Genomic DNA, 23,410 nt, shown 5'->3' on the forward strand with positions numbered 1-23,410 from the left:
ACCGACCCGAGAGGGAGTCTCGTGACCACACGCCACCGCCGCCGCGCCCTGGTCGGGGCCGTCACGGCCGTCGTCCTCGCCGTCACCACCACGTTCGGGGGTACGCCCGCGCCGGTCGCCGCCGCGAACACGCTCAGCATGCGTGGCGCCGACGTCTCCTCGTTGCAGCGCAGCCTGGACCTGGGCGCCAGGTACTACGACGCAGGCGGGGTGGCCCGCGACCCGCTGGACATCCTCCGGTCCGTCGGTCTCAACTACGTCCGGCTGCGCGTCTGGAACAACCCGGCCAGCGGCTACAACAACAAGAGCAGGGTGCTGGCCCAGGCGCGCGTGGCGAAGGCCAAGGGCCTCAAGGTGCTGATCGACTTCCACTACTCCGACACCTGGGCCGACCCCGGCAAGCAGTACAAGCCTGCCGCCTGGGCCGGGCACAGCCTCAGCCAGCTCCGCAACGACGTGTACGCCTTCACCTACGACGTCTGCGCCGCCCTGCGCGGGCAGGGCACCCTGCCGGACAGCGTGCAGATCGGCAACGAGATCAACGTCGGGATGCTGTGGAACGAGGGCAAGGTCGTCAACAACGACTTCGCCCCGCTGGCCGGGCTGCTGAAGCAGGGCTACAACGCGGTGAAGGCGTGCGGCGGCGGCATCCCCGTCATGATCCACACTGCGAACGCCGACAGCAACGCCAACGCCCGCTGGTTCTACGACGGCATCCGCGCGCAGGGCGTGCAGTGGGACATGACGGCCCTGTCCTACTACTGCATGTGGCACGGCAGCCTGGCGAACCTCTACAACAACATCGTCGACGTGCGGAACCGCTACGGGAAGCCGGTGGTGATCGTGGAGACCGCGTACCCCTTCACACGGGCCGACGCGGACGGCGAGCCGAACGCCATCGGCGACGCGACCTGCGACGGCATCAGCGCGACCTGGGCCGGGCAGGCCCAGGAGTTCGACTGGGTCCAGAACACCGCCCGCAACGCCGGCGCGATCGGTGTCTTCTACTGGGAGCCGACTTGGTACGCCGTCAGCGGCAACGGCTGGGACCCGGCGAACATCAACGGCACCGGGAACCAGTGGGACAACATGGCCGTCTTCGACTGGTTCGGGCGGGTCAACCCGGGGGTGCGCTGGGCGCCCTGACGGGCCGGCCGGCGCACCCCCGGTTCAGCGCCCGAGGAGCGCGCGGATCGAGTGGCGGCGGCCCCACGCGATGAACACGAACAGCACGAACAGCACCACGGGGGGTGAGCACCAGCGCGCCGCCGTGCAGGATGAACGCCTGGGTGACGGCGGCGCCGATCATGAGCAGCGCCAGCCCGACGGCGGCCAGGCCGGCCAGCCGAGGCACGAGCAGCCCGATGCCACCGGCCAGTTCCAGCAGGCCGACGAGGTAACGGAACCAGGTCGCGGCGCCCATGTCCTCGAAGGTCTGGACCGCGTTCGTCTCGCCGAACAGCTTGGGGCCGGCGGAGGCGACGATGAAGAAGACCCCGAGGAAGATCTGCAGCGCCCACAGCGTCCGGTGCAACCCGCGCGCGACGGGCGGGGGAGTGGTGTCGACAACGGTCATGGTTCTCGTCCCTCCTGGCGGTCTGCCGGTTCTCCGTATCCGATCGGATACACAGGTCAGACCGGCCAGGGCGGGCGAACTCATCGCTGACAGCCGCGCGACTACCAGGCCTTGCCGCGGATCGGGGGCACGTCGAGATCGCGCTCGCCGCCCCGGTGCTCGGCGAGCAGCCGCCGGCGGATCGCACGCCAGGCGACGCGTTCCTGACTGCGGCCGAGCCTGCGGTACGCCTGGAACGTGCAGAGCCGGCAGCCGCAGAGGTTCGGCGCCTGCGGCGACACCTCGCGGTGGCAGCGGATACGGATCCACTCGGGCGAGGCGAGGAACTCGGCCAGGTCGCAGGGGCCGGAGTCGTGCCGGTGGATGTCGGTACGGGCCATGTGACGACCGCCTTCCGGCCGCCCGCGCACCGTGCGCGGGACTAACGCCTCTCTGGCATGCCGATCACCTCCCGATCCCGGTGGACGCCTCCATTGTGCTGATCATGGACGGGGCCCGGCATCCGGTTTCGGGGGTCCGGCCCGTGGGCCGACCAGCCGAGGAAAGGCGCTGACGCGGCGTACCGTCGCGACGGCACGCCGAAGGGCCACGCTGCTCGTCACCCGGCCGTACCCTCTTCCGGTGAAGCTCCGCCGCCGGCTGGTCGCCGTGTCACTCCTCCTGGCGGTGGAGACGACGGCGTTCGCGCTGCTCGTCACCGAGTCCGTGACGGGTGCGATCGCCGCGGCCGGCCTCACCTGCGTGTCGCTGTGGCTGCACCTCGTCCTGCACGAGTTCGGGCACCTCGTCGTGGCGAAGCTGCTGCGTCTGCCGGTCATCGCGGTCCGCATCGCGCCCTTCAACGGCTGGCGCAACGAGGTGGCGGTCCGGCCTTCGCCGTCGATGACGGCGTTGCCGCTGCGGATGGTGCTGTTCTATCTCGGTGGCCCGCTGACCAACCTGTGCGCCGCGACGGCATTCGTCGTCGCGTCGACGTCCACCGGTACGGCGTCGACGCGGCTGGCGTTGCTCGGCGCCGCGTTCGTCGGGGCGCTGCTCGGCCTGACCAACCTCCTCCTTCCGGGGCGTTCGACCCGCAGTGACGGCCAGAACCTGGTCCGCTGGCTCCGGGCGGTCAGTCCTCGAAGCCGGACGGGTGGGCGTCGCCGACCGCGTTCAGCAGCACACCCTGCTCCAGCAGCGCCTTGCAGGCGCAGAGGACCATGGTGAACCCGCCCATCGAGTCGATCGCCTTGCTCACCGCCTGGTCGGCGGTGCCGGCGAAGCCCGTCTCGGTGATCCGGACCAGCGTGGTGTCGTCCTCACCCGGCAGGAACCGCCACTCGACCTGGGTGGGGGACTCCGGATCCCACTCGGCCAGGATGCGGCGGTTCTCCTCCACCTCCTTGACCGTCACGACGGTGGAGACGCCGTACATCTCCCAGTCCCAGGTGACGACGGCGCCGGGTTCCAGCCGGCCGCTGCTCCTGGTGAACCAGAACCTCGTGGTCACCGCCGGGTCGGCGAACGCCTGGAAGACCTCGGCGGCGGGCCGGCGGATGAGCATCTGCGCGGTGATGACAGGGGGTCGGGTCAAGCGGTCACTGTCCACGGGCAGCGGTGTTCCCTTCTCTCCTGGCCGGGCACTGCGGATGCGGTCACGGTACGGAATTCGCTTGAGCGGTGCCGCGACATGGGTCAGAGTCGTTCCATGATCTCCCACCGGAAGGGCGGCGACGCCCCGGCGCGATGAGCGCCTCCCCGCGGCGCGACGACGCCGCGACGATCCCGCACGAACTGTGGCAGCAGGCAGTCCGGATCCGCCAGGAATGGCTCGACCACGCCCTGTCCACACAGCCGGCCGACCGGCAGACCGCCGAGCGCTGCCTGACCGCCGTCTACGCGAGGGCCTCGCGGCCCCGGCCCCGGTTCGAATGGGTCGACTCGCCGGCCAAGGCACTGCCTCTGGTCAGTGGCTGGCCCACCCTCCACCAGCTGCACGAGCGCGTCCGGGCGGTACGGCCGCCCCGGACCCCGATGCCGGCGAGCGACATCGCCATGGTCGTCTCCCAGCTCCGGGGCGTGCTCAGCGCAGGCGTCGTGCACACCGATCCCGAGCTGTCACCCGCGCGTACCGGGAAGGCCAAGGAGCCGTGGCCCGAGCTGGCGCCGCAGCGGGCGTTCGACGGCGGCGTACCGCTCGCCGTCGTGCTGCACCAGGGCGTCCGCAGGGCGCTGCACCGGAGTCTCGCGCACGGGTTCTACCTGCCGGTGCGCGGGGCGCTCGCCAGCGACGGCCCGGTGCCGGTGTGCTGGTACGGGCAGCAGGACGCGTCGTGGATCGCCTACTACGACGTGCTGCGCCGGCTCGGCCTCGCCCGGTACGGGCCGGACGAGGCCGGACACCTGGACACCTGGGCCGACCTGGCCCGCTCCTGCGGCTGGTGGTGGCCGGGGGAGGACGTCTGCGTCGTGGTGGACCGGCCACAGGTGATCCGGACCGAACCGGTCCCCGGTACGCCCCACGACCGGGTCCGGCTGCGACCCGGCGGCGTGCGCTACCGCGACGGCTGGCAACCACTGCTGAGCGGCGTGGGCGCCGATCCGGGATGACGGGCATCCGCGCGGGCGCAGACCTTGATTGGATAGGCGACGGTAAATAGATTTAGCTCGGGCGCCGCCGAGGCCCGCAGACCGGACCCCGGCGGCTGACCGGGCCACCGTCGAGCCGGGCACATCGGTCGTACGCATCGACCACTCACCGTGGCGCACCGCCGCGCCGCACCCTCGCGCACCGCCGCGTCCGACGAGGACGCGCGCCGCTGCGCCCTGTCCGACGCCGAAGGACTTCCCATGACGATTCTCCGTGCCCGCCCCGCCCCGCTCGTGGCGGCCGTCGCCGCGCTGGCCGCCGTCACCGCGGCCGGTACGGCCCTGCTCACCGGCCCGGCCGCAGCCGCACAGGGCTGCCGGGTCGACTACACACCCAACCAGTGGCCCGGCGGGTTCACCGCGAACATCACGGTGTCACCGGGCGACACCGCCGTGTCCGGCTGGACGGTCACCTGGACGTACGCCGGGGACGAACGCATCACGAACGGCTGGAACGCCACAGTGAGCCAGTCCGGGGCGACGGTGACCGCCCGGAGCATGTCGTACAACGGCACCATCCCGGCCGGCGGCTCGACCGAGTTCGGCGTGCAGGGCACGTACGGCACCGCCGGCGGCGCGCCGACCGGGTTCAGCCTGAACGGCGTACCGTGCAACGGCGCCGGCCCGACCACGCCGCCGCCTACCACGGCGGTGCCGACCACCGCCCCGCCGACCACCGCGCCGCCCACCACCGCGCCGCCCACGACTGCCCCGCCGACCACCCCGCCGCCCACGACGCCACCTCCCACGACGCCGCCGCCGACCACCCCGCCGCCGAGCGGGTGCGCGGGGGCGGTGCTCTGCGACGGCTTCGAGAACCAGACCGGCTCGACGCCCTCGGGTGACTGGAGCGTGGTGAGCCCGGACTGTTCCGGCGCCGGCACGGCCACCATCGACACGTCCAGCACGCACAGCGGCAGCCGCGCGATACGCGTCAACGGCGCGGCCGGGTACTGCAACCACGTGTTCGTCCGGACCACGAAGAACCTCAGCGGCCTGGGCAGCGTCCGGTACGCCCGGATCTGGGTCCGGCACACCACTGCCCAGCCCACCGACCACACCACGATGATCACCATGACGGACGCCGCCGACGGCAACCGCGACCTGCGGCTGGGCGGCCAGAACGGCGCGCTCCAGTGGAACCGCGCCTCCGACGACGCCACGCTGCCCGAGCAGAGCCCGGCCGGGGTGGCGCAGAGCGTGCCGCTGCCCACCAACCGCTGGGCCTGCCTGGAGTTCATGGTGGACGGTTCGGCCGGCCAGTTGCGTACCTGGCTGGACGGTGTCGCCGTGGCCGGGCTGACCGCCGACGGCGTGCCGACGCACGACATCGACGGCCAGTGGTACAACCGCACCTGGCGACCGCAGCTCACCGACCTGAAGCTGGGCTGGGAGAGCTACGGCGGCGGCGCCGACACCCTCTGGTACGACGACGTGGCGATGGGCTCCACCCGCATCGGCTGCTGACCGGCGGGTCAGTGCTCGACGGTCATCCGCTGGGTGCCGATCACGGAGAGCAGCCGCAGCGCCTCCTCCGAGGGGGAGCCGGGCGTGGCGGTGTAGATGACCACCTGCTGGTCGCGGTCGGTGATGTCGAGGACGTCGCAGTTGACGGTCACCGGCCCGACCAGCGGGTGCCGGAACGTCTTGCACAGCGTCCGTGCGCCGCCCACCTCGTGGGAGGCCCACAGGCGGGCGAACTCCTCGCTCCCGGCGAGCAGCTCCGCGATCAGCGCGGCCATCTCCGGGTCGTCCGGATAGCGGGCCGCCGCGGCACGCAATCGCCCGACCGAGTGGCGGGCGAACTCGCCCACGTCGGACACGTCGTACAGCCCCGCGCCGTGCAGGTGCGGACCGAGGAACGCCCGGCGGACCAGGTTGCGGTCACGCCGGGGCACTGCGGAGAAGTCCTCCATGAGCGCCGCCGCGAGGTCGTTCCAGGCGATCACCTCGAACGCCGCCGAGGTCACGAACGCCGCCGCCTGCGGCAGCCGGTGCAGCAGGTCCAGCACGCTCTGCCGTACCTCCCGGGGTGGCCCGGGCGGCGGCGCGGGCGGCTCCCCGGCCAGGTGGTGGAGGTGGTCGCGTTCGGCGTCGGACAGCCGCAGCGCGCGGGCCAGCCCGGCCAGCACCTCCCGCGACGGACGCGGACCCCGGCCCTGCTCCAGCCGGCTGTAGTACTCGGTGGAGATGAACGCCAGCCGCGCCGCCTCCTCGCGACGCAGTCCCGGGGTACGGCGACGCCGCCCGGCGGGCAGGCCCACGTCGGCCGGGGCGATCCGCTCCCGCCTGCTGCGCAGGAACACTGCCAGCTCACGTCGGTCCACGACCCCAGTGTGCCCTCGTGCGGCGGCGCGTAACCAGGTACCGGCGGTACCTGGATGGGCTCCGCGACCGGACGCAGGCTTGCCGGCATGGACACCACACGAACCGACACGACCGTCCGCCCGACCGCCGGCCTGCTGGCCGGCAAGGTCGCCTTCATCACCGGCGCCGGGCGCGGCATCGGCGCCGCGGCGGCCCGGCTGTTCGCCGCCGAGGGCGCCCGGGTGCTGCTCGCCGCACGCACCGAGGACCAGCTGAAGGCGGTCACCGAGCAGGTCCGGGCCGCGGGCGGCACCGCCGAGTACGTCGTCTGCGACCTGGCCGACGCGGCGAGCGTGCGCGCCGCCGTCGACCGCACGGTCGAGGTGTACGGGCGCCTCGACGTCGCCTTCAACAACGGCGCGACGATCGTGCCGCCCGGACCGATGGACCGGGTGCGCGAAGACGACTTCGACCACGTCTACGCCGTCAACCTCAAGGGACCGTGGCTCGCGATGGTCGCCGAGGTCGCCGCGATCCGGGCCACCGCCGGCACCGGCGCGATCGTGAACAACTCCAGCGTCGGCAGCCTGATGGGCAATCCCGAACTGCCCGCGTACGGGGCGATGAAGCGCGCGGTGAACAGCCTCACCGAGTCCGCGGCGATCACCTACGGGCCGGAGGGCATCCGCGTCAACGCGATCGCCCCGGGCAGCACACTCACCGAGATGATGCGGTCCTGGGACGCCGAGTCGCCCGGGATCATCGACCGGCTCGCGGCCGCCACGCCGCTGCGCCGGGCCGCCGAACCGGACGAGATCGCCCAGGCCGCCGCCTGGCTGCTCAGCGACCGCGCCTCCTTCGTCACCGGTACGGTGCTGCGGGTCGACGGCGGCGCGCGGGCCTGACCCGGCTCAGACGGTGGCGTCCTGGACCGGCCGGGGCTCCACCGCGCCGGCCGTGACGGGGGAGGGCCGGAAGCCCTTCACGACCAGGTAGACGCCGAGCGAGAACTCCCACACCGCGATGGGGAGCGCGGCGACCGCCGCCACCGCTGACAGCCGGTCCCAGGCGCCGAACAGGGTGCCGAGGTCGGAGGCGACGAGCAGTGGCGCGCCGACGAGCCCGAGCACCGGCAGGACGCGCGGTACGAGGCGCGACTGGTAGAGCAGCGTGCCCAGCAGCAGCGCGTTCACGGCCGGCAGGAAGCCCTGGCTGAGCAGGAACACCGAGTCGTAGAAGGCGACGAGCGTCCGGCCGGTGACCAGGGCGTCCGGCCCGGCGTCGGACTGCCGCAACGCGACGAGCGTCAGGATGCTCGCGACGCCGATGAAGATGCCGGCGGCCTCCAGCACCCGGGCGGCCACGAAGCCCAGCGCCCGCGCCTCACCCTGCCGCTTGAGCACCGGATACAGCGCGATCGCGGTGCCGATGCAGGCGAGGGCGACGATCACCTCCAGGACGCCGCCGACGACGACCGGGGTGTCCGGGGTGGTGCCGAGGACGTAGTCCGCCTCGCGTATCGGGGCGTACAGCGTGAGGGTCGGGATCGAGACGAAGGTGAGCAGGTAGAACCCGCCCGCGACCAGCGACGTCCTACGTAGTGAGTCCATCGGGGCTGCCCTCCGCCGCTCGGCCGGTGGTCGTTCCCTCACTCTGCGGCGGATCGGCGTGGCGGCGAATCGGCCGCTCGGTCAGTCTCCTCGCGCGATGCGCACGGGCCACCGGTAGGCCGTACCGGTGGCCCGTGCGCGTCAGCGGCTCATCGCGTACGCCACCACGAGCGCGACGAGCGCCAGCGCGGCCAGCACCGCCGCCACGATCTTCGCCGTGCTGTAGGGACGCTCGCCGATGACCTCACCGGTGCGCGCGTTCACCAGCACCTGGTACGACCGGCCCGCGTGCAGGTACGCGGCGATCCACACCGGCAGCAGGACCAGCTTGTACGACACGTCGGAGTACGTGGTGTCCACGGCGGACACCCGCTGCTCGTCACCGCCGATGTCGGACCGGCAGTCCCCCTCGATGACCGGCGCCATCCGCGCCTTCGCCTCGGTCAGGCCCGCCTCGGGCTCGGTGTCGTACCGCAGCGCCTGGTATCCGGCCAGGTAGTCGCCGTGGTACGCGGCCGCCTCGGTCAGCGGCCACGGCGCCAGCTTGTCCAACTGCTCGGTGGGCAGGTGGGTGGTGGCCGGCACCAGCACGTCGTCGAAGTCCCGGCGTACGGTGCCGGCGGCCGGATGCCACCGGGTGTGCCGCACCTGCCGGGTCCGCGTCTCCTGCTTGCCGTCGACTGTCACCGTGTACGTCTCGGTGACGTAGTAGTGCTCGCCCCGCTGACCCTGGTAGTCCGACACGGTCCGCGCGTCGAACGTCCAGTGCGGCAGGTACGTGCCCTTGAGCGTCTCCGCCTCGCTGATCTTCTTCAGGCTCCCGGGCGCGAACCAGCGGCTGCGGCACCACTGGCCCAGGGCCGTCCGCACACCGTTGCGGTCGACGGCGAACGGCAGCACCGCCTCCGGCGCGATCAGCTCACCCGCCCCGGCATCGGCCACCAGGGGAGCCGCGCAGAACTGGCAGCGCTGCGCCAGCGCGTCGCTCTCCGTCCGGGCGCCGCAGCCCGGGCAGACGAACGTGTGCGCGCCGACGCTCGCCACCGGCTTGCGGGGCAGCGACGCCAGTTCCGCGTACGCGTGCTCGCGCACCTCCCGGGCGGCGCCGGCGATCTCCTGCCGGTGCCCGCAGTACGGGCAGCTCAGCGCGGTCGTGCCGGGCGCGAACTCGACCCGCGCGCCGCACCCCCCGCACTGGTAGGAGGGCGGCGAGACAGCCGTGTCGCTCATTGCGGCGGAAGCGGCGGCGGGACGCTGGCGAGCACGGACGCCAGTTCGGGCACCTGCCCGGCGGGCTGCCACTGCGCCATCCCGGTACGCCAGACGAGCGTGTCCGCGCCGAGCGCGCCCGCGTTCGCCTGCTCGGCCAGCGCGCCGAGGTCGTACGGGCCCTGCCGCTGGCCGCCGACGCCGACGTACCACTGGGCCTGGCCCGGCAGCGGCGGCGGCTCGGCGGCGGCAGGCTGCGCGGGGGTGGGCTGGGCCGGCTGTGTGGCCGCGCCTCCGCCCATCGAGCGGGCCATCTGCTGGCCCATCGCCATGCCCAGGCCCAGGCCGATGCCCGCGCCCGCCTCGCCACCCGGGTTGTTCGCTGCGGCCTCCATCGCGTTCGCGGCCTGGAAGCGGGTGTACCGGTCCAGGTCGCCGACCGCGCCCATGCTGGTCCGCTTGTCCAGCGCCTGCTCGACCTCCGGCGGCACCGACACGTTCTCGATGACGAACTTGGGGATCGCGATACCGACCTCGGCCAGTTCCTCGGTCAGCACGGCGGCCAGCCGCCGGCCGATCGCGTCCTGGTGCGCGGCGAGGTCCAGCAGCGGCACCCCGGCCGTGGCGAGCGCGCCGCCGAGGCGTCCCACCATGAGCTGCCGCAGGTATTCCTGCACCTCCTCGGTGCGGAACTGCGGGTCGGTCCCGACCAGTTCCCGCAGCAGGCGCGACGCGTCCACCACGCGGGCCGCGAAGGCGCCGAACGCCCGTACCCGGACCACGCCGAACTCGGCGTCGCGCAGGATGACCGGGTTCTGGGTGCCCCACTTCATGTCGGTGAACTGCCGCGTGTTGACGAAGTACACCTCGGCCTTGAACGGCGAGTTGAAGCCGTACTTCCAGCCCTTCAGGGTGGACAGGATCGGCAGGTTGCGGGTCTCCAGCGTGTACGTCCCGGGCGTGAAGACGTCGGCGATCTTCCCCTCGTTGACGAACACCGCCGTCTGGGACTCCCGGACGACCAGTTGGGCGCCCATCTTGATCTCGTTCTGATACCGGGGGAATCGCCAGACCATCGTGTCGCGGCTGTCGTCCAGCCACTCGATGATGTCGATGAGTTCGCCCCGGAGCTTGTCCATCAGCCCCATCGCAACCCTTTCCTCGGCGCCGGTCTCCGGCGTCGCGGGCGACCATAGCAACCGCCCGCCACCTGCGAAAAGAGAACGATTCTGCGCCTATCGGCGCCCACCGATCGGGGTTGCTCAGCCGGTTTCGCCGGCCATCGATTCGCCGGTGGCCGTACGCTGCTCCGGAATCCGGGAGGTCCGGCCGGGGGCATCGACGACGCGTTCGGTCTCCTGCACCAGATAGTGCGGACGACGCTTCGTCTCGTAGTAGATCCGGCCGATGTACTCGCCGATCACCCCGAGGATCATCATCTGGATGCCGCCGAGCCCGATCACGCTGACGATGATCGTGGTGTAGCCGGGCACGTCGATGCCCTTCTCCACGGCGTCCGCGACGACCCAGGCCATGTAGCCCACCGCGATGAGAGTTAGGAACAGGCCGCCGTAGATGGCCAGGCGCAGCGGCCGGTTGTTGAACGACAGCAGGCCGTCGAACGCGTAGTTGAACAGCTTGCCGAACGTCCAGCGGCTCCGCCCGGCCTGCCGGGTCTCGTTGCGGTGCGCCACTACCGCAGTGCGGAAACCGATCCACGAGAACAGGCCCTTGGAGAAGCGGTTGTACTCCGGCATCGCCAGGATCGCGTTCACCGCGAGCCGGGACAGCAGCCGGAAGTCGCCGGCGCCGTCGAGCAGGCGTACGTCTATCCACCAGTTGACCAGGCGGTAGAAGGAGCGCGAGGCGACCATCCGGATGAACCGGTCACCGCGGCGGTCCCGGCGGGCGATCACCTGGTCGAAGCCCTGCCGGTAGAGCATCACCATCTCCGGCAGCAACCGCGGCGGGTGCTGCAGGTCGGCGTCCATGATGACCACCGCGTCGCCGGTGGACCGGCGCAGGCCGGCGAGCATGGCCGCCTCCTTGCCGAAGTTGCGGCTCAGCGACGTGTAGCAGACGGCCGGGTCGGCGGCGGCGAGCCGGCGCAGCGCCGCCAGGGTGCCGTCCTCGCTGCCGTCGTCGACGTACACCACCTCGACGTCCACGTCGGTCAGCTCGGCGAACGCGACGCTGAGCATCTCGTGCAGCCGCTCCACCGACGCTTCCTCGTTGAAGCAGGGCACCACCACCGACAACCGCACGGCGCTCACCCCGCCCGGCCCGGGCATACGGGACCGGCGCCCACGGCGTCAGAGGCGGTAGACAAGCGTGCCATCGAACTCCTCCCGGGTGATGCCCAGCCCGTCGACCGGCCGGGTCTCGATGCCCTCCCACGGCGTCCCCGCCGCGCGGCTCGGCACCGCGACGACCGACCGCACACCGATCCCGCGCAGGTACGCCACGCTGCCCACGTCGGGGAACGTCGCCACGGCGACCCGCGTCTGGGCCTGGGTGACCGGCTCGAAACCGCCGAGCCCGTTGGTGATCCGGGGGAACCCATCGGTCGACCACAGCATGTAGTTCAGGTCGCCCACCCCACCGGCGGGCAGCACCAGCATCGGTTCCGGCGCGGTCCGCATCGCCGCCGGTGGCGTCGGCACCACCGGGTGCGGCGTGCGGTTCACGCCCTCCAGCGTGACCAGGGCGAGCGGCACCAGCAGGACCAGCGCCGCCACCGCCCGGGACGCGCGCGCGGCGGCGGGCCGGCGCCACGACTCGGCCAGCGCGGTCACCAGCCCGGCCGCCAGCACGGCGAGCAGCAGGCTGGTCCAGTGCATCATCCGGCCCGGGGTGCGCAACGCGTCCCAGCCCGGCAGGAGGTTGGACAACGTCAGGTAGCCGGGGTCGCCGTCACCGCCGAGCGTGGCGCCCAGGCCCAGCAGCACGGTGCCGATCACGCCGAGCCCCAGCGCGACCCGGTGCCGCACCGGGAACGCCGAGACGAACAGCCCCGCCGCGGCCAGCCCGATCAGCGTCATGCCGGGCAGCAGCGCCATTTCCGGCGGCCAGGTCAGCTGCTCGCGGGCGGCGGCGTGCCGTTCCCCCCACAACCACGAGTCGCCGGGCGCGGTGACGAACCCGATCAGCGGCGGGGAGAACATCTTCGTCCAGTCCAGCGACCGGACGGCCTGCGGGTTGAGGTCGACCACGCGCAGGTAGACCAGCCCGAGCAGCAGCGTCACGGTGCCGAACACGGCGCCGCCGGCCAGGTCCGCGATCAGCAGCCGCCGGCCGAACGGGGGCCGCTCCCGCTTGCGCCACCAGGACCAGCCGTAGCAGCCGGCCGCAACCAGCACGGCGGCCAGCAGGAAGTAGACGAGCGGCAGCCCGATGCCGAAGCCGAGCGTGACCTGCCAGGCCGCGACGAGCCACCCGGCCACCGCCCAGCCGGGCCGGCGGCGTTCCGGCCGGTAGCCGTGGCGCAGCGACCAGCCGTGACCGCGGGCCAGCATCGCCAGCGCCAGCGCGATCCCGCCGCTGGACAGGATGTTCAGGTGGCCGGAGTGCGCCAGCCGCCACGGCGCGTACGCCCACGCGATCCCGGCGACCGCACCGCCCCAGCGGTTGGCGCCGAGCTGCCGGGCCAGCGCGTACGCCCCGAGGGACGCCAGCGCGTGCAGCAGCACGTAGAGCACGTTGTAGCGGATCACGGCGGCCTCGAAGCCGGAGCCGAGCATCCCGAACGGGGCGTACCCGAGCAGGGTGTCGCTGTAGGCGTAGGTGTAGCGCTCCGGATAGAACGTGTTCGAGTTCCAGAGGTTCCCCGGGTCGCTGAGCAGGGCGTGCCCCGACCAGGCGACCTGCCACGCCTGCAACGTCGGGTCGCCCAGGTCGCCGGGGATCGTGGTCGCCGGGTGCCGCATCGTCGGCCAGGTCAGCACCACCGCCAGCAGCAGACTGCCGAGGACCGCCAGCGTCCACTCCGGGTTCGGCCGCCACCGGCGTCTGCGGTCCGCGGGGCGCTCGTCCGTGGGGCGGTCGTCCGAGGGCCGGTCGGCGGGAGGCTGCGCGGGACCGGTGTCCTCAGCGGTCGGCGGGGCGACGGCGGGCCGGATCTTCATGGGATAGATGCTTCACGATGCTGCTGGTCCTGTCGATCCGCTGTCCGAAATATGGTTGAAACTTCCGGCCCGGCATACCGGAAGGCCGCCTACGCGAACCGGTCGGCGAGCGCCGACAGCTTGCTGACGTACGCCGGCCAGTCGTAGCCCTCGGGGACGTTCCGGTTGTCCCGCCCCAGCCCGATCGCCGCGTCGTGCTGCTCGCGCATGACGTCGGCATGACCGGCGTGCCGGGCCAGGTCGACGCAGACGTGCACGATGACCTGGTGCAGCGTCACGTCCTGCCGGCCCGGCTGCCACCACGGCACCCGCCCCGGAGCGTCCAGCGGCAGCGTTGCGATCGTCTCGTCCGCGAACGCCCCGACGCGGCGGTACAGGTCGATCAGCCCGTCCTTTGTCTCGTCGGCCCGGGCGTACCAGTCCGCCTGCGGATCGGATTCGAACGCGTCGGACGGCACCAGCTCCGCCGGAGTGGGGAACTCGCGGCCGAACGCCTGCCCGAAGTAGCCGGCCTCGACGTTCAGGCAGTGCTTGAGCAGGCCCAGGAAGTTGTTGCCGGTCGCGGTGCGCGGAAGCCGGGCCTCGCGTTCACTCAGCCCGTCGAGCTTCCAGATCAGGTCCTCCCGGATCCCGCGGAGGTAGTCGTGCAGCGCGGTCTTCGGGTTCTTCGGTTCGGTCATGCCCGACACTCTCGCGCATGGGTCGGACATCGTGGGGGCGGCGATCAGCCGGTCTGGCTGTTGTCCTTGTGCGCGCCCCACCCGTGCCAGCGCTCGATCTCGATCCACGCGCTGACCCGGGCGCGGTCCCGCCGGGGGTACGGCCGTCCGGTGTAGTGCTGCGAGATCCGGTCGATGTCCGCCAGGCCCTCGTCGTCGCGCAGCTCGGCCACCCGCCCGATCAGGCTGACGTGGGTGTACCAGTTCCCCTCGTCCAGCACGGTCAGGGAGACCCGGGGATCGCTGCGCAGGTGTGCCAGCCGGCGGCGGCCCTCGTCCATGTTCACCAGGACGCGGCCGTCCTCCCAGAGGTACCAGGTGGCCGCGGACACCGGCTGGCCGTCGCGAAGCGTGGCGATGACGGCGGGATTCGGTTTGCCCAGCATGGCGACGGCGGGCTCGGGCAGCGGCGGCTTCGACATGGTTCGCACTCTACGTACCCGCCGGGTCCGCCGCTGGTCATGCGGCGGGCGACGCCCGGACGGGCTCCCCGGCGGACGTCGCCGGGGAGCCCGTCGCGTGCCGGTCAGGCGCGCGCGCTCCACTGCTGGTTGGTGCCGCCGTGGCAGTCCCAGAGGTTGATCCTGGTTCCGTTGGCGGTGCCGTAGCCGGCCGCGTCCAGGCAGCGCCCGGACTGGACGCCGCTGATCGTGCCGTTGGCGTTGAGGTTCCACTGCTGGTTGGGCTGGCCGTTGCAGTCCCAGATGATCACGCTGGTGCCGTTCGCGGTGCCCCGTCCGCTGGCGTCCAGGCACTTGTTGCCGAGCACCTGCAACTGCTTGGCCGAGGTGTAGGTCCAGCGCTGCATCGTGCCGCCCCAGCAGTCGTACAGCTGCACCGCGGTGCCGTTCGTGGTGCTGCCGTTCGGCACGTCCAGGCACCGGCCCGAGCCGGCGCCCACGAGCTGCACGTTCTGGTACGTGCCCCCGCCGGTGCCCGGGGTGCCGATGCTGCCGGACACCGACTGCAACGCGCGGTACCAGACCGCGGCCATCTTGTCGTAGCCGGTCGCGGTCGGGTGGATGCCGTCGATCAGGTCGGCGGTGGTCAGCGCCGAGTACTGGTCGACCAGATGGACCCGCTTGCCGGCGTTCACCTTCGACTGCACGATCCCGGGGATCGCGGCGTTGAACGTGCGCACCGCCGCCGCCTGGCCGGAGTTGGCGAGCGGGGTGATCTGCGCGACGAACACGTCCGCGTTCGGCGCCGTGGCGGTGATGCGGTCGATGAGCGAGGAGAGCCGGTTCGGCGCTGTCGACACGTTGTAGTTCTGCAGGATGTCGTTGGTGCCGATGTGCAGCAGCACGGTGCGCGGCTGGTAGGCGTTCAGCCAGCCGGTGATGTTGGCGTCGATCTGGTCGATGCGCCAGCCGGGGTGACCCTCGTGGTCGTGGTCGCCGAGGGTGCCCGGCCCGTTGAACTGGGAGCCGACCAGGTCGACCCGGTAGCCGCCGCCGGCCAGCCGCTGCCACAGGCCGATCCGGTAGCCGCCCGGCACCTGCGTGCCCTCGGTGATGGAGTCACCGAGCGGCATCACCCGGGTTCCGCCGTTGGACTCGGCGCCCGCGGGCCCGGCGGGCGTGAGCACACCGGCGGCCAGCAGCGCCAGCGCGGCGCCCGCGGTGAGCCATCTCCTCACTGTCGTACGCATGAACGCTCCTCTCACGGGCTGGTGCAGGTCAGGGACGGGGTGGACGGCGAGCCGTTCGCGATGAAGCCGAACGTGGTGGAGCCGGACGCGGGCACGGAGCCGTTGTACGCCGCGTTGCTGACGGTCGCGGTGGAGCCGCTGGTGCTCAGCGTGCCGCTCCAGACCTGGTTGATGCTCTGGCCACCGGCCAGGTTCCACCGCACCGACCAGCCGTTGAGCGCCGCGGCGCCCGCGGTGACGGTCACCTCGGCCTGGAAGCCGCCGGACCAGGAGTTGGTGGTGCGGTAGGTGGCGGTGCAGGCGCCGCCGGTCGGCGGCGGCGTGCTGGGCGGCGGGGGAGAGGAGGGCGGCGGGGTCGACGGGGGGACCGGCGGCGGGGTGCCGCTGAGGCTGGAGGTGAACCACCAGTGGTCGATGTTGAACAGCGAGCCGCTGCCGCCGGTGAACCGCAGGTAGAGGTCGTGGGTGCCGGTGGCACCGCTGACCGGGCAGCTCGGGTTGGTCCAGGTCTGCCAGTCGCCGGTGGGGGTCACCTGGCAGGTGCCCACCAGCGGGCCGGTCACGCTGTCCAGGCGCAGCTCGATGGACCCCCCGCTACCGGCCGAGGCCACCATGGCGGTGAACTTGGTCGCGCCGGCGCCGAAGGCCACGCCCTTGACCTTGATGTAGTCCCCGTTGTCGATGTAACCGACGTTCCTCCCGCCCAGGGAGGACGCCTCGGTCTCGACCCCCTGTCCCCAGGCCATCGTCTCGGCCTCCTGCCGGGAGTACGGGTTCACGGTGCCGACCTGGGGGGCGCCGGTGGTGGTCATGTTGATCGTGGGGATCGAGCCATCCGCGCCGTAGGAGAACTTCTCCACCGCCACCGACCTGGTGAAACCGCCGCCGCCGGGCAACGCGCCGTTGTGGTAGAAGAAGTACGAGTTGCCCTTGAAGTCGATGATCCCGGGGTGGTTGGTGAAGCTGCTGCCCTGGGTCGGCATGATCGTCCCGCGGTACGTCCACGGGCCCAGCGGCCCGGGCGCGGTCGAGTAGGCGACGAACTCCGAGCAGCACTTGGCCGCGAACGCCATGTAGTAGAGGCCGTTGCGCTTGTACACCCACGGCCCCTCCTCGTAGAGGGTCGGCCGGTTCGCGTCCCCGGTCCGCGCCCCGAAGCCCGCGGTGGTCAGCGGGATCTGGGTGGGGCTGCCGGAGTACGAGGTCATGTCCGCGTTCAGCTTCACGTACCACAGGCGCGGGTTGCCCCAGTACAGGTACGCCTGGCCGTCGTCGTCGATGAACACCGTCGGGTCGATCTCGCCGTTGCTCACCAGCGGACGCCCGATGGCGTCGCGGAACGGCCCGGTGGGGCTGTCCGCCACCGCCACCCCGATGCCCATCTGGCCGGTCGCCCGGACGACCATCGGCACGTACCAGTAGAACTTGCCGTTGCGCTGGACCGCCTGGCCGGCCCACGCGTCCTGCTTGGCCCAGCTGAACGTGGCGAGGCTGAGCGGCGACCCGTGGTCGGTCCAGTTCACCATGTCGTCGGACGAGAAGACCCGCCACTCCTTCATGGTGAACCAGGTCGAGTTGTCCTCGTCGTGGCCGGTGTAGAGGTAGACGCGGCCGTCGTGGACCAGCGGGGCCGGGTCGGCCGTGTAGATCGTCTGCACGATCGGGTTGTCCGCCCGGGCGACGGTCGGGTTCAGCCCGCCGGCGATGACCGGGGCCAGCCCCAGCAGGGCGAGCATGGTCACGGCCAGCGCGAGCCATCGTCTGGTCCGGCGGTCGGGTCTCCATAGCGTTGAGGTCACAGGTCGTCTCCCCGGTAGGCCGCGCCGCGGCGGATGGGTACGGTCGGCGAAGGTCGGGCCGTCATGCCCGGCTCCACTTCTGGCTGCTGCCGCCGGTGCAGGCGGACAGGACGATCGGGGTGCCGTTGCCGGTCCCGCCGCCGTTCGGGCTCAGGCACAGTCCGGACTGGACGCCGGTGATCGTGCCGTCGGTGTTGACGTTCCACTGCTGGTTGGCGCCGCCGTTGCAGTCCCAGATGATGACCCGGGTGCCGGACGACGTGCCCTGGCCCTCGGCGTCGAGGCACTTGCTGCCGTACACCTGGAGCTGCCGGCCGGAGGTCGCCGTCCACTGCTGGTTCGCGCCGCCGTTGCACTCCCACAACGTCGTCTGGGTGCCGTTGGTCTGGGACTGGTTCGGCACGTCAAGGCAGCGGCTGGAGTTGGGGTTGAGCAGGGCGCCGCTCGTACCCCCGGGGTTGCCGCCCGGGCCGGCGACCACCGACAGGTTGTCGAACTGGGCGGTCTCGCCCTGGCTGGTGCCGAAGCCGACCTGGCCGGTGCCGAACGTGGAGTCGGTGACCGTGCCGACAGTCGTGCCGTCGATGGTGGCGGTGATGGTGGAGCCGGCGAAGCCCAGCGCGAGGCTGTGCCAGCGGTTGGTGCCGAGCGCGGCGACGTTCCCGCTGCGCAGCGTGGCGAGCTGCCCGGCGGTGTTGTTGCGCAGGATCGACCACGAGCCGGTGTCGGTGACGCGCAGGAAGTAGCCGTTGTACCGGCCGATCGGGTCGAGGTTCGTGGTGCCGACGCGGCCCTGGATCTGGGCGTAGCCGGACTGTTCGAGCAGGACGTCGGCGGAGACGGTGTAGTTGCCCCAGCTCAGGTTCCCGCCGTAGGTGGCCGGGTCGGCGAGCGTCTTCCAGGTGATCGGCGCCTGCGCGGACATCTGCCGCAGGCACATGCCGGCCCGGCCGCTGCCGCAGCCGACGGTCTCGAACGCGCCCTGCATGTCCTGGAGGTACTTCGGTATCCGTCCGGCGGCGTACCCGTCGAAGTCGTCGCGGTACGGCAGGCCGAGCGAGCCCTGGGCCGGGCTGGTGGCGGTGCCCTTGCCCTGCCCGGTGGTCGTGGTGACGGTGTAGAGGTGTCCGGGCTGGACGGTGAGCGAGAACGAACCGCCCGACGGGGTGATGTCCGCGCCGCGGACGAAGAAGTCGTTCGGGTTCGTCGAGTTCAGGTTCGTGGACCAGACGTGCACCTGGCCGGTGGACAGCCCGCCGGTGACGTTCACGGTGAGCTGCTGCGCCGCTGTGGCGTCCATGGTCTCGATGACCGTGCTGTAGTCGCCGCCGGTGGGGGAGCGCAGCGACACGTAGCTGCCGTTGTTGCGGTTGCCGCCCAGATAGCCCGAGGACGAGTCGAGGTAGCGCCAGCCGGGCGCGGTGAACTGGGTGGTGTGCGCCAGCGCCCAGGTGTTCTTGCCGACCGAGTACCAGCCGGACCAGGGCTGGTTGGCCAGGATCAGCCCGACCGTGGACCAGGGCAGGTTCGGCGTGATCGCGGCGATCAGGTCCCAGTTGAGGTAGGCGACCATCCGGCCGTCGATGTAGCCGCGGTTGATGCCGCGGGCCAGCGGCTTGGCGCCGTCGTTGTAGTCCTGCGAGCCGCCCTCGCTGTTCCACAGCGTCTTGCCGGTGGAGGTGGCCGTCGAGGAGACGGTGCAGGTGGTCTGCGCGCTGAGGTAGCCGCACGGGTAGTGGCCGCTGAGCACGTCGATGCTGTTGCGCAACGTGGCGTTGCTGGCGACGGCGTTCGCCGGGCCCCAGCTGCCCGGGTAGTCGTCGCCGTAGATGATCTTCACGTTGCCGTACCCGTTGGTGTTCAGCGCCTGACGCAGGCTGATGGTCCAGTTCGCGTCGGTCCGCTTCTCGTTCTGGGCGGCGGTGATGTAGTCCATGGTGAGGTTGTGCTGCCGTGCGCAGCCCAGCCAGTCCACGAAGTAGTTGATCATGTCCTGGGACATGAAGTTGCCGTTGCCGATCCACCCGGGAGCACCCCAGGGCAGCGCCGCCAGCTTGATGGCGGGGTTGCGGGCCTTGGCCTGCTCCATGATCCACCACTGGTAGCCGCGGTCGCAGTTCAGGTCGCCCCGGACGTGCTCGTGGCTCGGCTCCGAGCCGCTGGTGGAGTTGGTATCGCCGCCCATCTCCACCTTGAGGATCTGCAACGCGGCGCCGTAGCCGGGCTTGAACAGGTAGTCCAGGATCTGTCCGCGTTGCGGCTCCGGATAGTCGATCAGCAGCCGGCTGTTGCCGCCGCCGCCGCTGACCGCGCCGACTCCGTCGAACGTCTGGCCGCCGGAGGCGCCGTTGACGGTGATCGTGGTGGCCGCCTGCGCGGGGGTCGCGGCGAGGGTCAGGCCGCCGCCGGTGGCGGCCAGGGCGAGAGCCAGGGCGGGTATGACGAGACGCGATGGCCCGGATCGGACGGGCCGGGGACGGGGGATCACCATGACGGCTCCTCGGGTACGCGCGGGCGCCCGACCGTCCGGGACGGTGCCTCGCGAGTGGTGGATGGCCGTCGGTGTAAACGCTAACAGCGGCGGTGCGGCGGCCCCGGGATGCCGGTGGTGGTGGTCAGCGGGGTCGTGAATGTTAGCGCAAACATCGACCAGTATTAATTAGAGCACATCCCGGCGTCCGGCGGGGCGTCGGTCGTCCCGCCGGTGCCGGGCCGGGGGCGGCGCGGTGCCACCCCACGGCCCGGCTCCCCGTGCGGGGATCGGCGGGCCGGCCCGGTCAGGGGCTGGTGCAGCTGACGCCGCTGGGCGCCGCGGCGCCGTTCCCGGTGGCGGTGAACCCGAACGTCGTCGAGGCGTTCGCGCCCAGCGTGCCGTTGTAGTCGGCGTTGCGGACCGACACCGAGCCGGTGGTGCCCGTGTTGACGCCGTTCCAGAGGCTGCTGATCGCCTGGCCGGAGGCCAGGGTCAGGCGTACGGTCCAGCCGTTGAGCGTGGTGGCGCCGTTGTTGGCCACCGTGACCTCGGCCTGGAAGCCGCCGGGCCAGGTGTTCACGGTCCGGTAGGTGGCGGTGCAGGCGCCCGGCTCACCGGTCGGTGGCGGGGTGGTCGGCGGCGGCGTCGTGGGCGGGGGCGTGGTGGGCGGAGGCGTGGTGGGCGGGGCGGTGGTCGGCGGCGCGGTGGTGGGCGGCGGCGTGGTGGACGCGAACTGGCTGAAGAACCGCCAGATCTCCCCCGACGTCCAGGTCCGGGAGTCGTTCGGGCTGGACGACCCGTCGACCGGGCTGGGGGTGTGGTCGCCGTCGAACGCGGCCCACTGCACCGGGTAGCCCTCGCGGCAGCCGGAGTACGTGGTGGTGATGTGCGTGAGGCTGCCCCGGCTCGGCTCGCGCGGGCTCTGCGCGGTGCAGCCGTTGTTGCGGACGAACGTGTCGCGCAGCGACCGCCCCATGGAGATGTTCAGCACGCTGTCGTAGATGCCGTGGATGCCGAAGTAGGCGACCGGCTGGGTGCCGCCGTTGCAGCCGCTGAGGTTGGCGCCGGAGATGACGGTGACCGCACGGACGATCGTGGGCCGGGCGCAGGCCACCGCGTAGCTCATCGCCCCGCCGTAGCTCCAGCCGAGCGCGAACCGCTGGCTGGTGTCGACGCAGAGGTCGTTCTCGACCTGCCGGGAGATGTCGTCGAACAGCGTCAGGTCGCGGCCGTTGGTGTTGGCCCAGCCGTTGTCGATGCCCTGCGGCGCGACGAAGATCGTGCTGTTGTTGGACAGCGGCAGCAGGCCGTAGTAGCCGGCCGAGGCGACGTTGTTCGCCGAGCCGTTCAACCAGTGGAACCCGAAGATCAGCCGGTACGGGTGGTTGCGGTCGTAGCCGTCCGGGATGCGCAGGATGTAGCTGCGGTTCTGGCCGCCGCTGGAGATGGTGCGCGTCCCACTGGACAGCGTCGGGGCCTTGCCGCAGCCGGCGGTCGCCGCGAGCGTGCCGTTTGTCGACGCCTGCGCCGTCTCGCCGAGGCCGGCGCTGAGCGCGCCGCCGGCCGCGGCCGCGAGGAGCACGGCCGCGGCGGCGACGGATGAGAGGAGGGATGTTCGTTTCGCCATTGCTGGACTCCTTGCCCTGGGTGGCGGTGCAGGCCGGACCGTCCGTCGATGCCGACGTCGCCTGCGAAGAGGGCGCGGAGCCGCGCGTGCGGCCGGGGCCGAAGTCGTCCGTTGGCCGCCTGCGTCGGCGTGCATCGGCGGAGCGGCCCGGACTGGTCACCGGCCGGCGGGGCGGCGAGGACGGTGCCTCGGGTCGCCTTGCCGGTTGCGGGGGTGACGGGGAGCGTGCCCTTCGCTCCCGTGCCGGAACATAGCAGGTTATCGATAACATGTTCAACCGGCCGGGCCCGGAGGAATGCCGGGTGGGCCGCCGGGTGAGCGCTCACAGGAGCGCGGCGCCGGCGTCGCCGCCTGCTCAGGCGCGGTCGGCCAGGGCCGGCAGGTCGCAGCCGGCGAGGGCGTCCGGCTGGGGTACGCGGGCGAGGTCCGCCTCGGCGAGGCCGAGCCGCCGGTACGCGGTGTGCAGCGCCGCGACCACGGCGCCCAGCGCGCCGGAGAGGTCGCCGAGTTCGGCGCCGTGCACAGTCGCCTCGGCGGCGGGCACGATCTCGTGCAGCCGGCCGCGCAGCCGGACGAGATCGGGTGTGAGCGCGTGGGAGACGCCGCCGCCGAGGACGATCACCTCCGGTTCGTAGGCGACCACCGCCGCGGTGAGGATGACCAGCAGTGCCTGCTCGACGTACTGCCGGACCGGCACCAGGCGCGGGTCGGCCGAGCGGAACACGTCCGCCGCGTTGTCGAACGACAGGCCGAGCTCGCGGGCGCGGGCGAGGATGCCGGACCCGCTGATGATCCGTTCGAGGGGTGCGCCGAGCGGACCGGCGGGCAGGTGGCCGAACTCGCCGACCAGGCCGCTGCGGCCCCGGAACAGCCGGCGGTCGATGGCGACGCCGGCGCCGAGCCCCGCCCCGATGGTGAGCATCACCGCGGTCTGCGCGTCCCGGGCGGCGCCGAAGCGCAGCTCCCCGAGTAGCGCGTAGTTGGAGTCGTTGTCGACCTCGACCGCGGTGCCCAGGTGCTTCTCCAGCAGCCGCAGGAACAGCGGGTCCTCCACCTGGGGCAGGTTCGGGGCGTTGGAGACGGCGCGGTCGCCCTGCCGGACGGCGCCGGGCAGTCCCACCGCGACGCAGTCGAGCCGCTCCCGGTCGGCCCCGACTGTCGCGACGATCAGGTCGGCCAGCCACTGGGCCAGCCGGGGCGCGTCGTAGTCGGCGGGCGTGGGCACGGTCCGGCCGGTCAGCGGCCGGGCGGCGAGGTCGGCGACGACCAGCCGGACGTTGGAGCCGCCGACGTCGACGCCGCAGACCACGCCGCGTCCGGCGGCGATCGCCACCTGGGTCGCCCGCCGGCCCCGGGTGGTGCTCGGGGCGCCGTCGGTCTCGGTCAGCAGCCCCTCGTCGAGCAGTTGTTCCACGATCCGCGACACGGTGGCGGGGGAGAGGTCGGTCTCGTGGCCGATGGTCGTACGGCTCACCGGACCGTGGGTCAGCACGTGGGCCAGCACCGTGGACCGGTTCGCCGCCCGGGGTGCCCGAGATTCCACGCCCACCTCCGCCGATTTTCTTTCCGCCCGAATGTTAAAGCCGTGCCGCCGGATGAGCAACCACCCCGGCCGTGTCGTTCCGGCGGCGTCGTCCGGGGCGGCCCGGCTCCGCCCTCCGGCGGTCGCGCACGCTGAAACCCG

Annotated in this window: 21 protein-coding genes; 5 read left to right on the forward strand and 16 right to left on the reverse strand. The window is 72.1% G+C overall.

The genetic code is table 11. The annotated features are described in order from the left end of the window. Positions 1-21 precede the first annotated feature (21 nt). Positions 22-1,146: a glycosyl hydrolase 53 family protein gene (locus tag CLT75_RS01330; protein ID WP_135239095.1), complete on the forward strand. Its 1,125-nt coding sequence runs from the start codon at positions 22-24 to the stop codon at positions 1,144-1,146. Here the strand turns inward: CLT75_RS01330 and CLT75_RS01335 are convergent. Both CLT75_RS01335 and CLT75_RS01340 read right to left on the reverse strand, forming a co-directional pair. Further along, positions 1,118-1,576: a DoxX family protein gene (locus CLT75_RS01335; RefSeq protein ID WP_486485023.1), complete on the reverse strand. Its 459-nt coding sequence runs from the start codon at positions 1,574-1,576 to the stop codon at positions 1,118-1,120. The two genes, CLT75_RS01330 and CLT75_RS01335, sit on opposite strands and share 29 nt — an antisense overlap. 101 nt (positions 1,577-1,677) lie before the next feature. Then, complete coding sequence (locus CLT75_RS01340; protein WP_135239096.1) at positions 1,678-1,956, reverse strand: hypothetical protein; 279 nt, start codon at positions 1,954-1,956, stop codon at positions 1,678-1,680. Positions 1,957-2,197: 241 nt separating this feature from the next. On the opposite strand from CLT75_RS01340, the gene CLT75_RS01345 reads away from it, so the two are divergent. Then, positions 2,198-2,785 (forward strand): hypothetical protein, encoded by a 588-nt coding sequence (locus tag CLT75_RS01345; RefSeq protein WP_486485024.1) that lies wholly within the window; start codon positions 2,198-2,200, stop codon positions 2,783-2,785. On the opposite strand, the gene CLT75_RS01350 is transcribed toward CLT75_RS01345, so the two are convergent. Continuing rightward, positions 2,691-3,152, reverse strand: coding sequence for an SRPBCC family protein (locus CLT75_RS01350; RefSeq protein WP_135239097.1), 462 nt, complete (start codon positions 3,150-3,152; stop codon positions 2,691-2,693). The two genes, CLT75_RS01345 and CLT75_RS01350, sit on opposite strands and share 95 nt — an antisense overlap. Positions 3,153-3,304: 152 nt before the next feature. On the opposite strand from CLT75_RS01350, the gene CLT75_RS01355 reads away from it, so the two are divergent. Together CLT75_RS01355 and CLT75_RS01360 are read left to right on the forward strand one after the other, a co-directional pair. Beyond that, complete coding sequence (locus CLT75_RS01355; protein ID WP_135239098.1) at positions 3,305-4,168, forward strand: DUF6745 domain-containing protein; 864 nt, start codon at positions 3,305-3,307, stop codon at positions 4,166-4,168. 240 nt (positions 4,169-4,408) lie between these two features. Continuing rightward, a complete protein-coding gene (locus CLT75_RS01360) occupies positions 4,409-5,674 on the forward strand; it encodes a cellulose-binding domain-containing protein (protein ID WP_135239099.1) in 1,266 nt (421 codons plus the stop codon). Positions 5,675-5,682: 8 nt separating this feature from the next. Here CLT75_RS01360 and CLT75_RS01365 read toward each other — a convergent pair whose 3' ends face one another. Beyond that, a complete protein-coding gene (locus CLT75_RS01365; RefSeq protein ID WP_135239100.1) occupies positions 5,683-6,534 on the reverse strand; it encodes an MmyB family transcriptional regulator in 852 nt (283 codons plus the stop codon). A gap of 87 nt (positions 6,535-6,621) precedes the next feature. Between CLT75_RS01365 and CLT75_RS01370 the strand changes: the two genes are divergently transcribed. Beyond that, entirely contained in the window at positions 6,622-7,419 is a 798-nt protein-coding gene (locus CLT75_RS01370; RefSeq protein ID WP_135239101.1) for a glucose 1-dehydrogenase, read from the forward strand. Positions 7,420-7,425: 6 nt separating this feature from the next. Here CLT75_RS01370 and CLT75_RS01375 read toward each other — a convergent pair whose 3' ends face one another. From CLT75_RS01375 to CLT75_RS01430, 12 genes are all read right to left on the reverse strand, one after another. Continuing rightward, positions 7,426-8,124, reverse strand: a complete 699-nt coding sequence (locus tag CLT75_RS01375) for a DUF4386 domain-containing protein (protein ID WP_135239102.1) — start codon at positions 8,122-8,124, stop codon at positions 7,426-7,428. A 141-nt stretch (positions 8,125-8,265) separates the two neighbouring features. Then, a complete protein-coding gene (locus tag CLT75_RS01380) occupies positions 8,266-9,354 on the reverse strand; it encodes an Rpo12/RPC10 RNA polymerase subunit family protein (protein ID WP_135239103.1) in 1,089 nt (362 codons plus the stop codon). Continuing rightward, positions 9,351-10,481 carry an SPFH domain-containing protein gene (locus CLT75_RS01385; protein ID WP_135239104.1) on the reverse strand — a complete coding sequence of 377 codons (1,131 nt, stop codon included), beginning with the start codon at positions 10,479-10,481 and terminating at the stop codon, positions 9,351-9,353. Before CLT75_RS01385 ends, CLT75_RS01380 begins: the two co-directional genes overlap by 4 nt. Before the next feature lie 114 nt (positions 10,482-10,595). Next, positions 10,596-11,624 (reverse strand): glycosyltransferase family 2 protein, encoded by a 1,029-nt coding sequence (locus CLT75_RS01390; RefSeq protein WP_135239105.1) that lies wholly within the window; start codon positions 11,622-11,624, stop codon positions 10,596-10,598. Positions 11,625-11,645: 21 nt separating this feature from the next. Beyond that, complete coding sequence (locus CLT75_RS01395; protein ID WP_135239106.1) at positions 11,646-13,457, reverse strand: glycosyltransferase family protein; 1,812 nt, start codon at positions 13,455-13,457, stop codon at positions 11,646-11,648. An 89-nt stretch (positions 13,458-13,546) separates the two neighbouring features. Further along, positions 13,547-14,137: a DinB family protein gene (locus CLT75_RS01400; protein WP_135239107.1), complete on the reverse strand. Its 591-nt coding sequence runs from the start codon at positions 14,135-14,137 to the stop codon at positions 13,547-13,549. A gap of 44 nt (positions 14,138-14,181) precedes the next feature. Beyond that, the gene (locus tag CLT75_RS01405) at positions 14,182-14,598 is read right to left on the reverse strand and encodes a PPOX class F420-dependent oxidoreductase (RefSeq protein ID WP_135239108.1); all 417 of its coding nucleotides are present in this window, start codon (positions 14,596-14,598) and stop codon (positions 14,182-14,184) included. A gap of 104 nt (positions 14,599-14,702) precedes the next feature. Further along, positions 14,703-15,827: an RICIN domain-containing protein gene (locus CLT75_RS01410; protein ID WP_135239109.1), complete on the reverse strand. Its 1,125-nt coding sequence runs from the start codon at positions 15,825-15,827 to the stop codon at positions 14,703-14,705. Between the two features lie 11 nt (positions 15,828-15,838). Beyond that, the gene (locus CLT75_RS01415) at positions 15,839-17,563 is read right to left on the reverse strand and encodes a family 43 glycosylhydrolase (protein WP_135243872.1); all 1,725 of its coding nucleotides are present in this window, start codon (positions 17,561-17,563) and stop codon (positions 15,839-15,841) included. 124 nt (positions 17,564-17,687) lie between these two features. After that, the gene (locus CLT75_RS01420) at positions 17,688-20,117 is read right to left on the reverse strand and encodes a ricin-type beta-trefoil lectin domain protein (protein WP_135239110.1); all 2,430 of its coding nucleotides are present in this window, start codon (positions 20,115-20,117) and stop codon (positions 17,688-17,690) included. Between the two features lie 286 nt (positions 20,118-20,403). Further along, complete coding sequence (locus tag CLT75_RS01425; protein ID WP_135239111.1) at positions 20,404-21,726, reverse strand: cellulose binding domain-containing protein; 1,323 nt, start codon at positions 21,724-21,726, stop codon at positions 20,404-20,406. A gap of 355 nt (positions 21,727-22,081) precedes the next feature. Next, positions 22,082-23,269, reverse strand: coding sequence for an ROK family protein (locus CLT75_RS01430; RefSeq protein ID WP_135239112.1), 1,188 nt, complete (start codon positions 23,267-23,269; stop codon positions 22,082-22,084). Positions 23,270-23,410 lie beyond the last annotated feature (141 nt).

It is taken from the genome of Micromonospora sp. CNZ285 (assembly GCF_004637285.1).

What these genes read in the sequence shown, in the direction of transcription:
- CLT75_RS01390 (WP_135239105.1), bottom strand. Translation starts at nt 11,624, where the DNA reads ATGCCCGGGCCGGGCGGGGTGAGCGCCGTGCGGTTGTCGGTGGTGGTG.
- CLT75_RS01335 (WP_486485023.1), bottom strand. Translation starts at nt 1,576, where the DNA reads ATGACCGTTGTCGACACCACTCCCCCGCCCGTCGCGCGCGGGTTGCAC.
- CLT75_RS01385 (WP_135239104.1), bottom strand. Translation starts at nt 10,481, where the DNA reads ATGGGGCTGATGGACAAGCTCCGGGGCGAACTCATCGACATCATCGAG.
- CLT75_RS01400 (WP_135239107.1), bottom strand. Translation starts at nt 14,137, where the DNA reads ATGACCGAACCGAAGAACCCGAAGACCGCGCTGCACGACTACCTCCGC.
- CLT75_RS01395 (WP_135239106.1), bottom strand. Translation starts at nt 13,457, where the DNA reads ATGAAGATCCGGCCCGCCGTCGCCCCGCCGACCGCTGAGGACACCGGT.
- CLT75_RS01340 (WP_135239096.1), bottom strand. Translation starts at nt 1,956, where the DNA reads ATGGCCCGTACCGACATCCACCGGCACGACTCCGGCCCCTGCGACCTG.
- CLT75_RS01420 (WP_135239110.1), bottom strand. Translation starts at nt 20,117, where the DNA reads ATGGTGATCCCCCGTCCCCGGCCCGTCCGATCCGGGCCATCGCGTCTC.
- CLT75_RS01415 (WP_135243872.1), bottom strand. Translation starts at nt 17,563, where the DNA reads ATGCTCGCCCTGCTGGGGCTGGCCCCGGTCATCGCCGGCGGGCTGAAC.
- CLT75_RS01355 (WP_135239098.1), top strand. Translation starts at nt 3,305, where the DNA reads ATGAGCGCCTCCCCGCGGCGCGACGACGCCGCGACGATCCCGCACGAA.
- CLT75_RS01425 (WP_135239111.1), bottom strand. Translation starts at nt 21,726, where the DNA reads ATGGCGAAACGAACATCCCTCCTCTCATCCGTCGCCGCCGCGGCCGTG.
- CLT75_RS01380 (WP_135239103.1), bottom strand. Translation starts at nt 9,354, where the DNA reads ATGAGCGACACGGCTGTCTCGCCGCCCTCCTACCAGTGCGGGGGGTGC.
- CLT75_RS01370 (WP_135239101.1), top strand. Translation starts at nt 6,622, where the DNA reads ATGGACACCACACGAACCGACACGACCGTCCGCCCGACCGCCGGCCTG.
- CLT75_RS01410 (WP_135239109.1), bottom strand. Translation starts at nt 15,827, where the DNA reads ATGCGTACGACAGTGAGGAGATGGCTCACCGCGGGCGCCGCGCTGGCG.
- CLT75_RS01360 (WP_135239099.1), top strand. Translation starts at nt 4,409, where the DNA reads ATGACGATTCTCCGTGCCCGCCCCGCCCCGCTCGTGGCGGCCGTCGCC.
- CLT75_RS01375 (WP_135239102.1), bottom strand. Translation starts at nt 8,124, where the DNA reads ATGGACTCACTACGTAGGACGTCGCTGGTCGCGGGCGGGTTCTACCTG.
- CLT75_RS01405 (WP_135239108.1), bottom strand. Translation starts at nt 14,598, where the DNA reads ATGTCGAAGCCGCCGCTGCCCGAGCCCGCCGTCGCCATGCTGGGCAAA.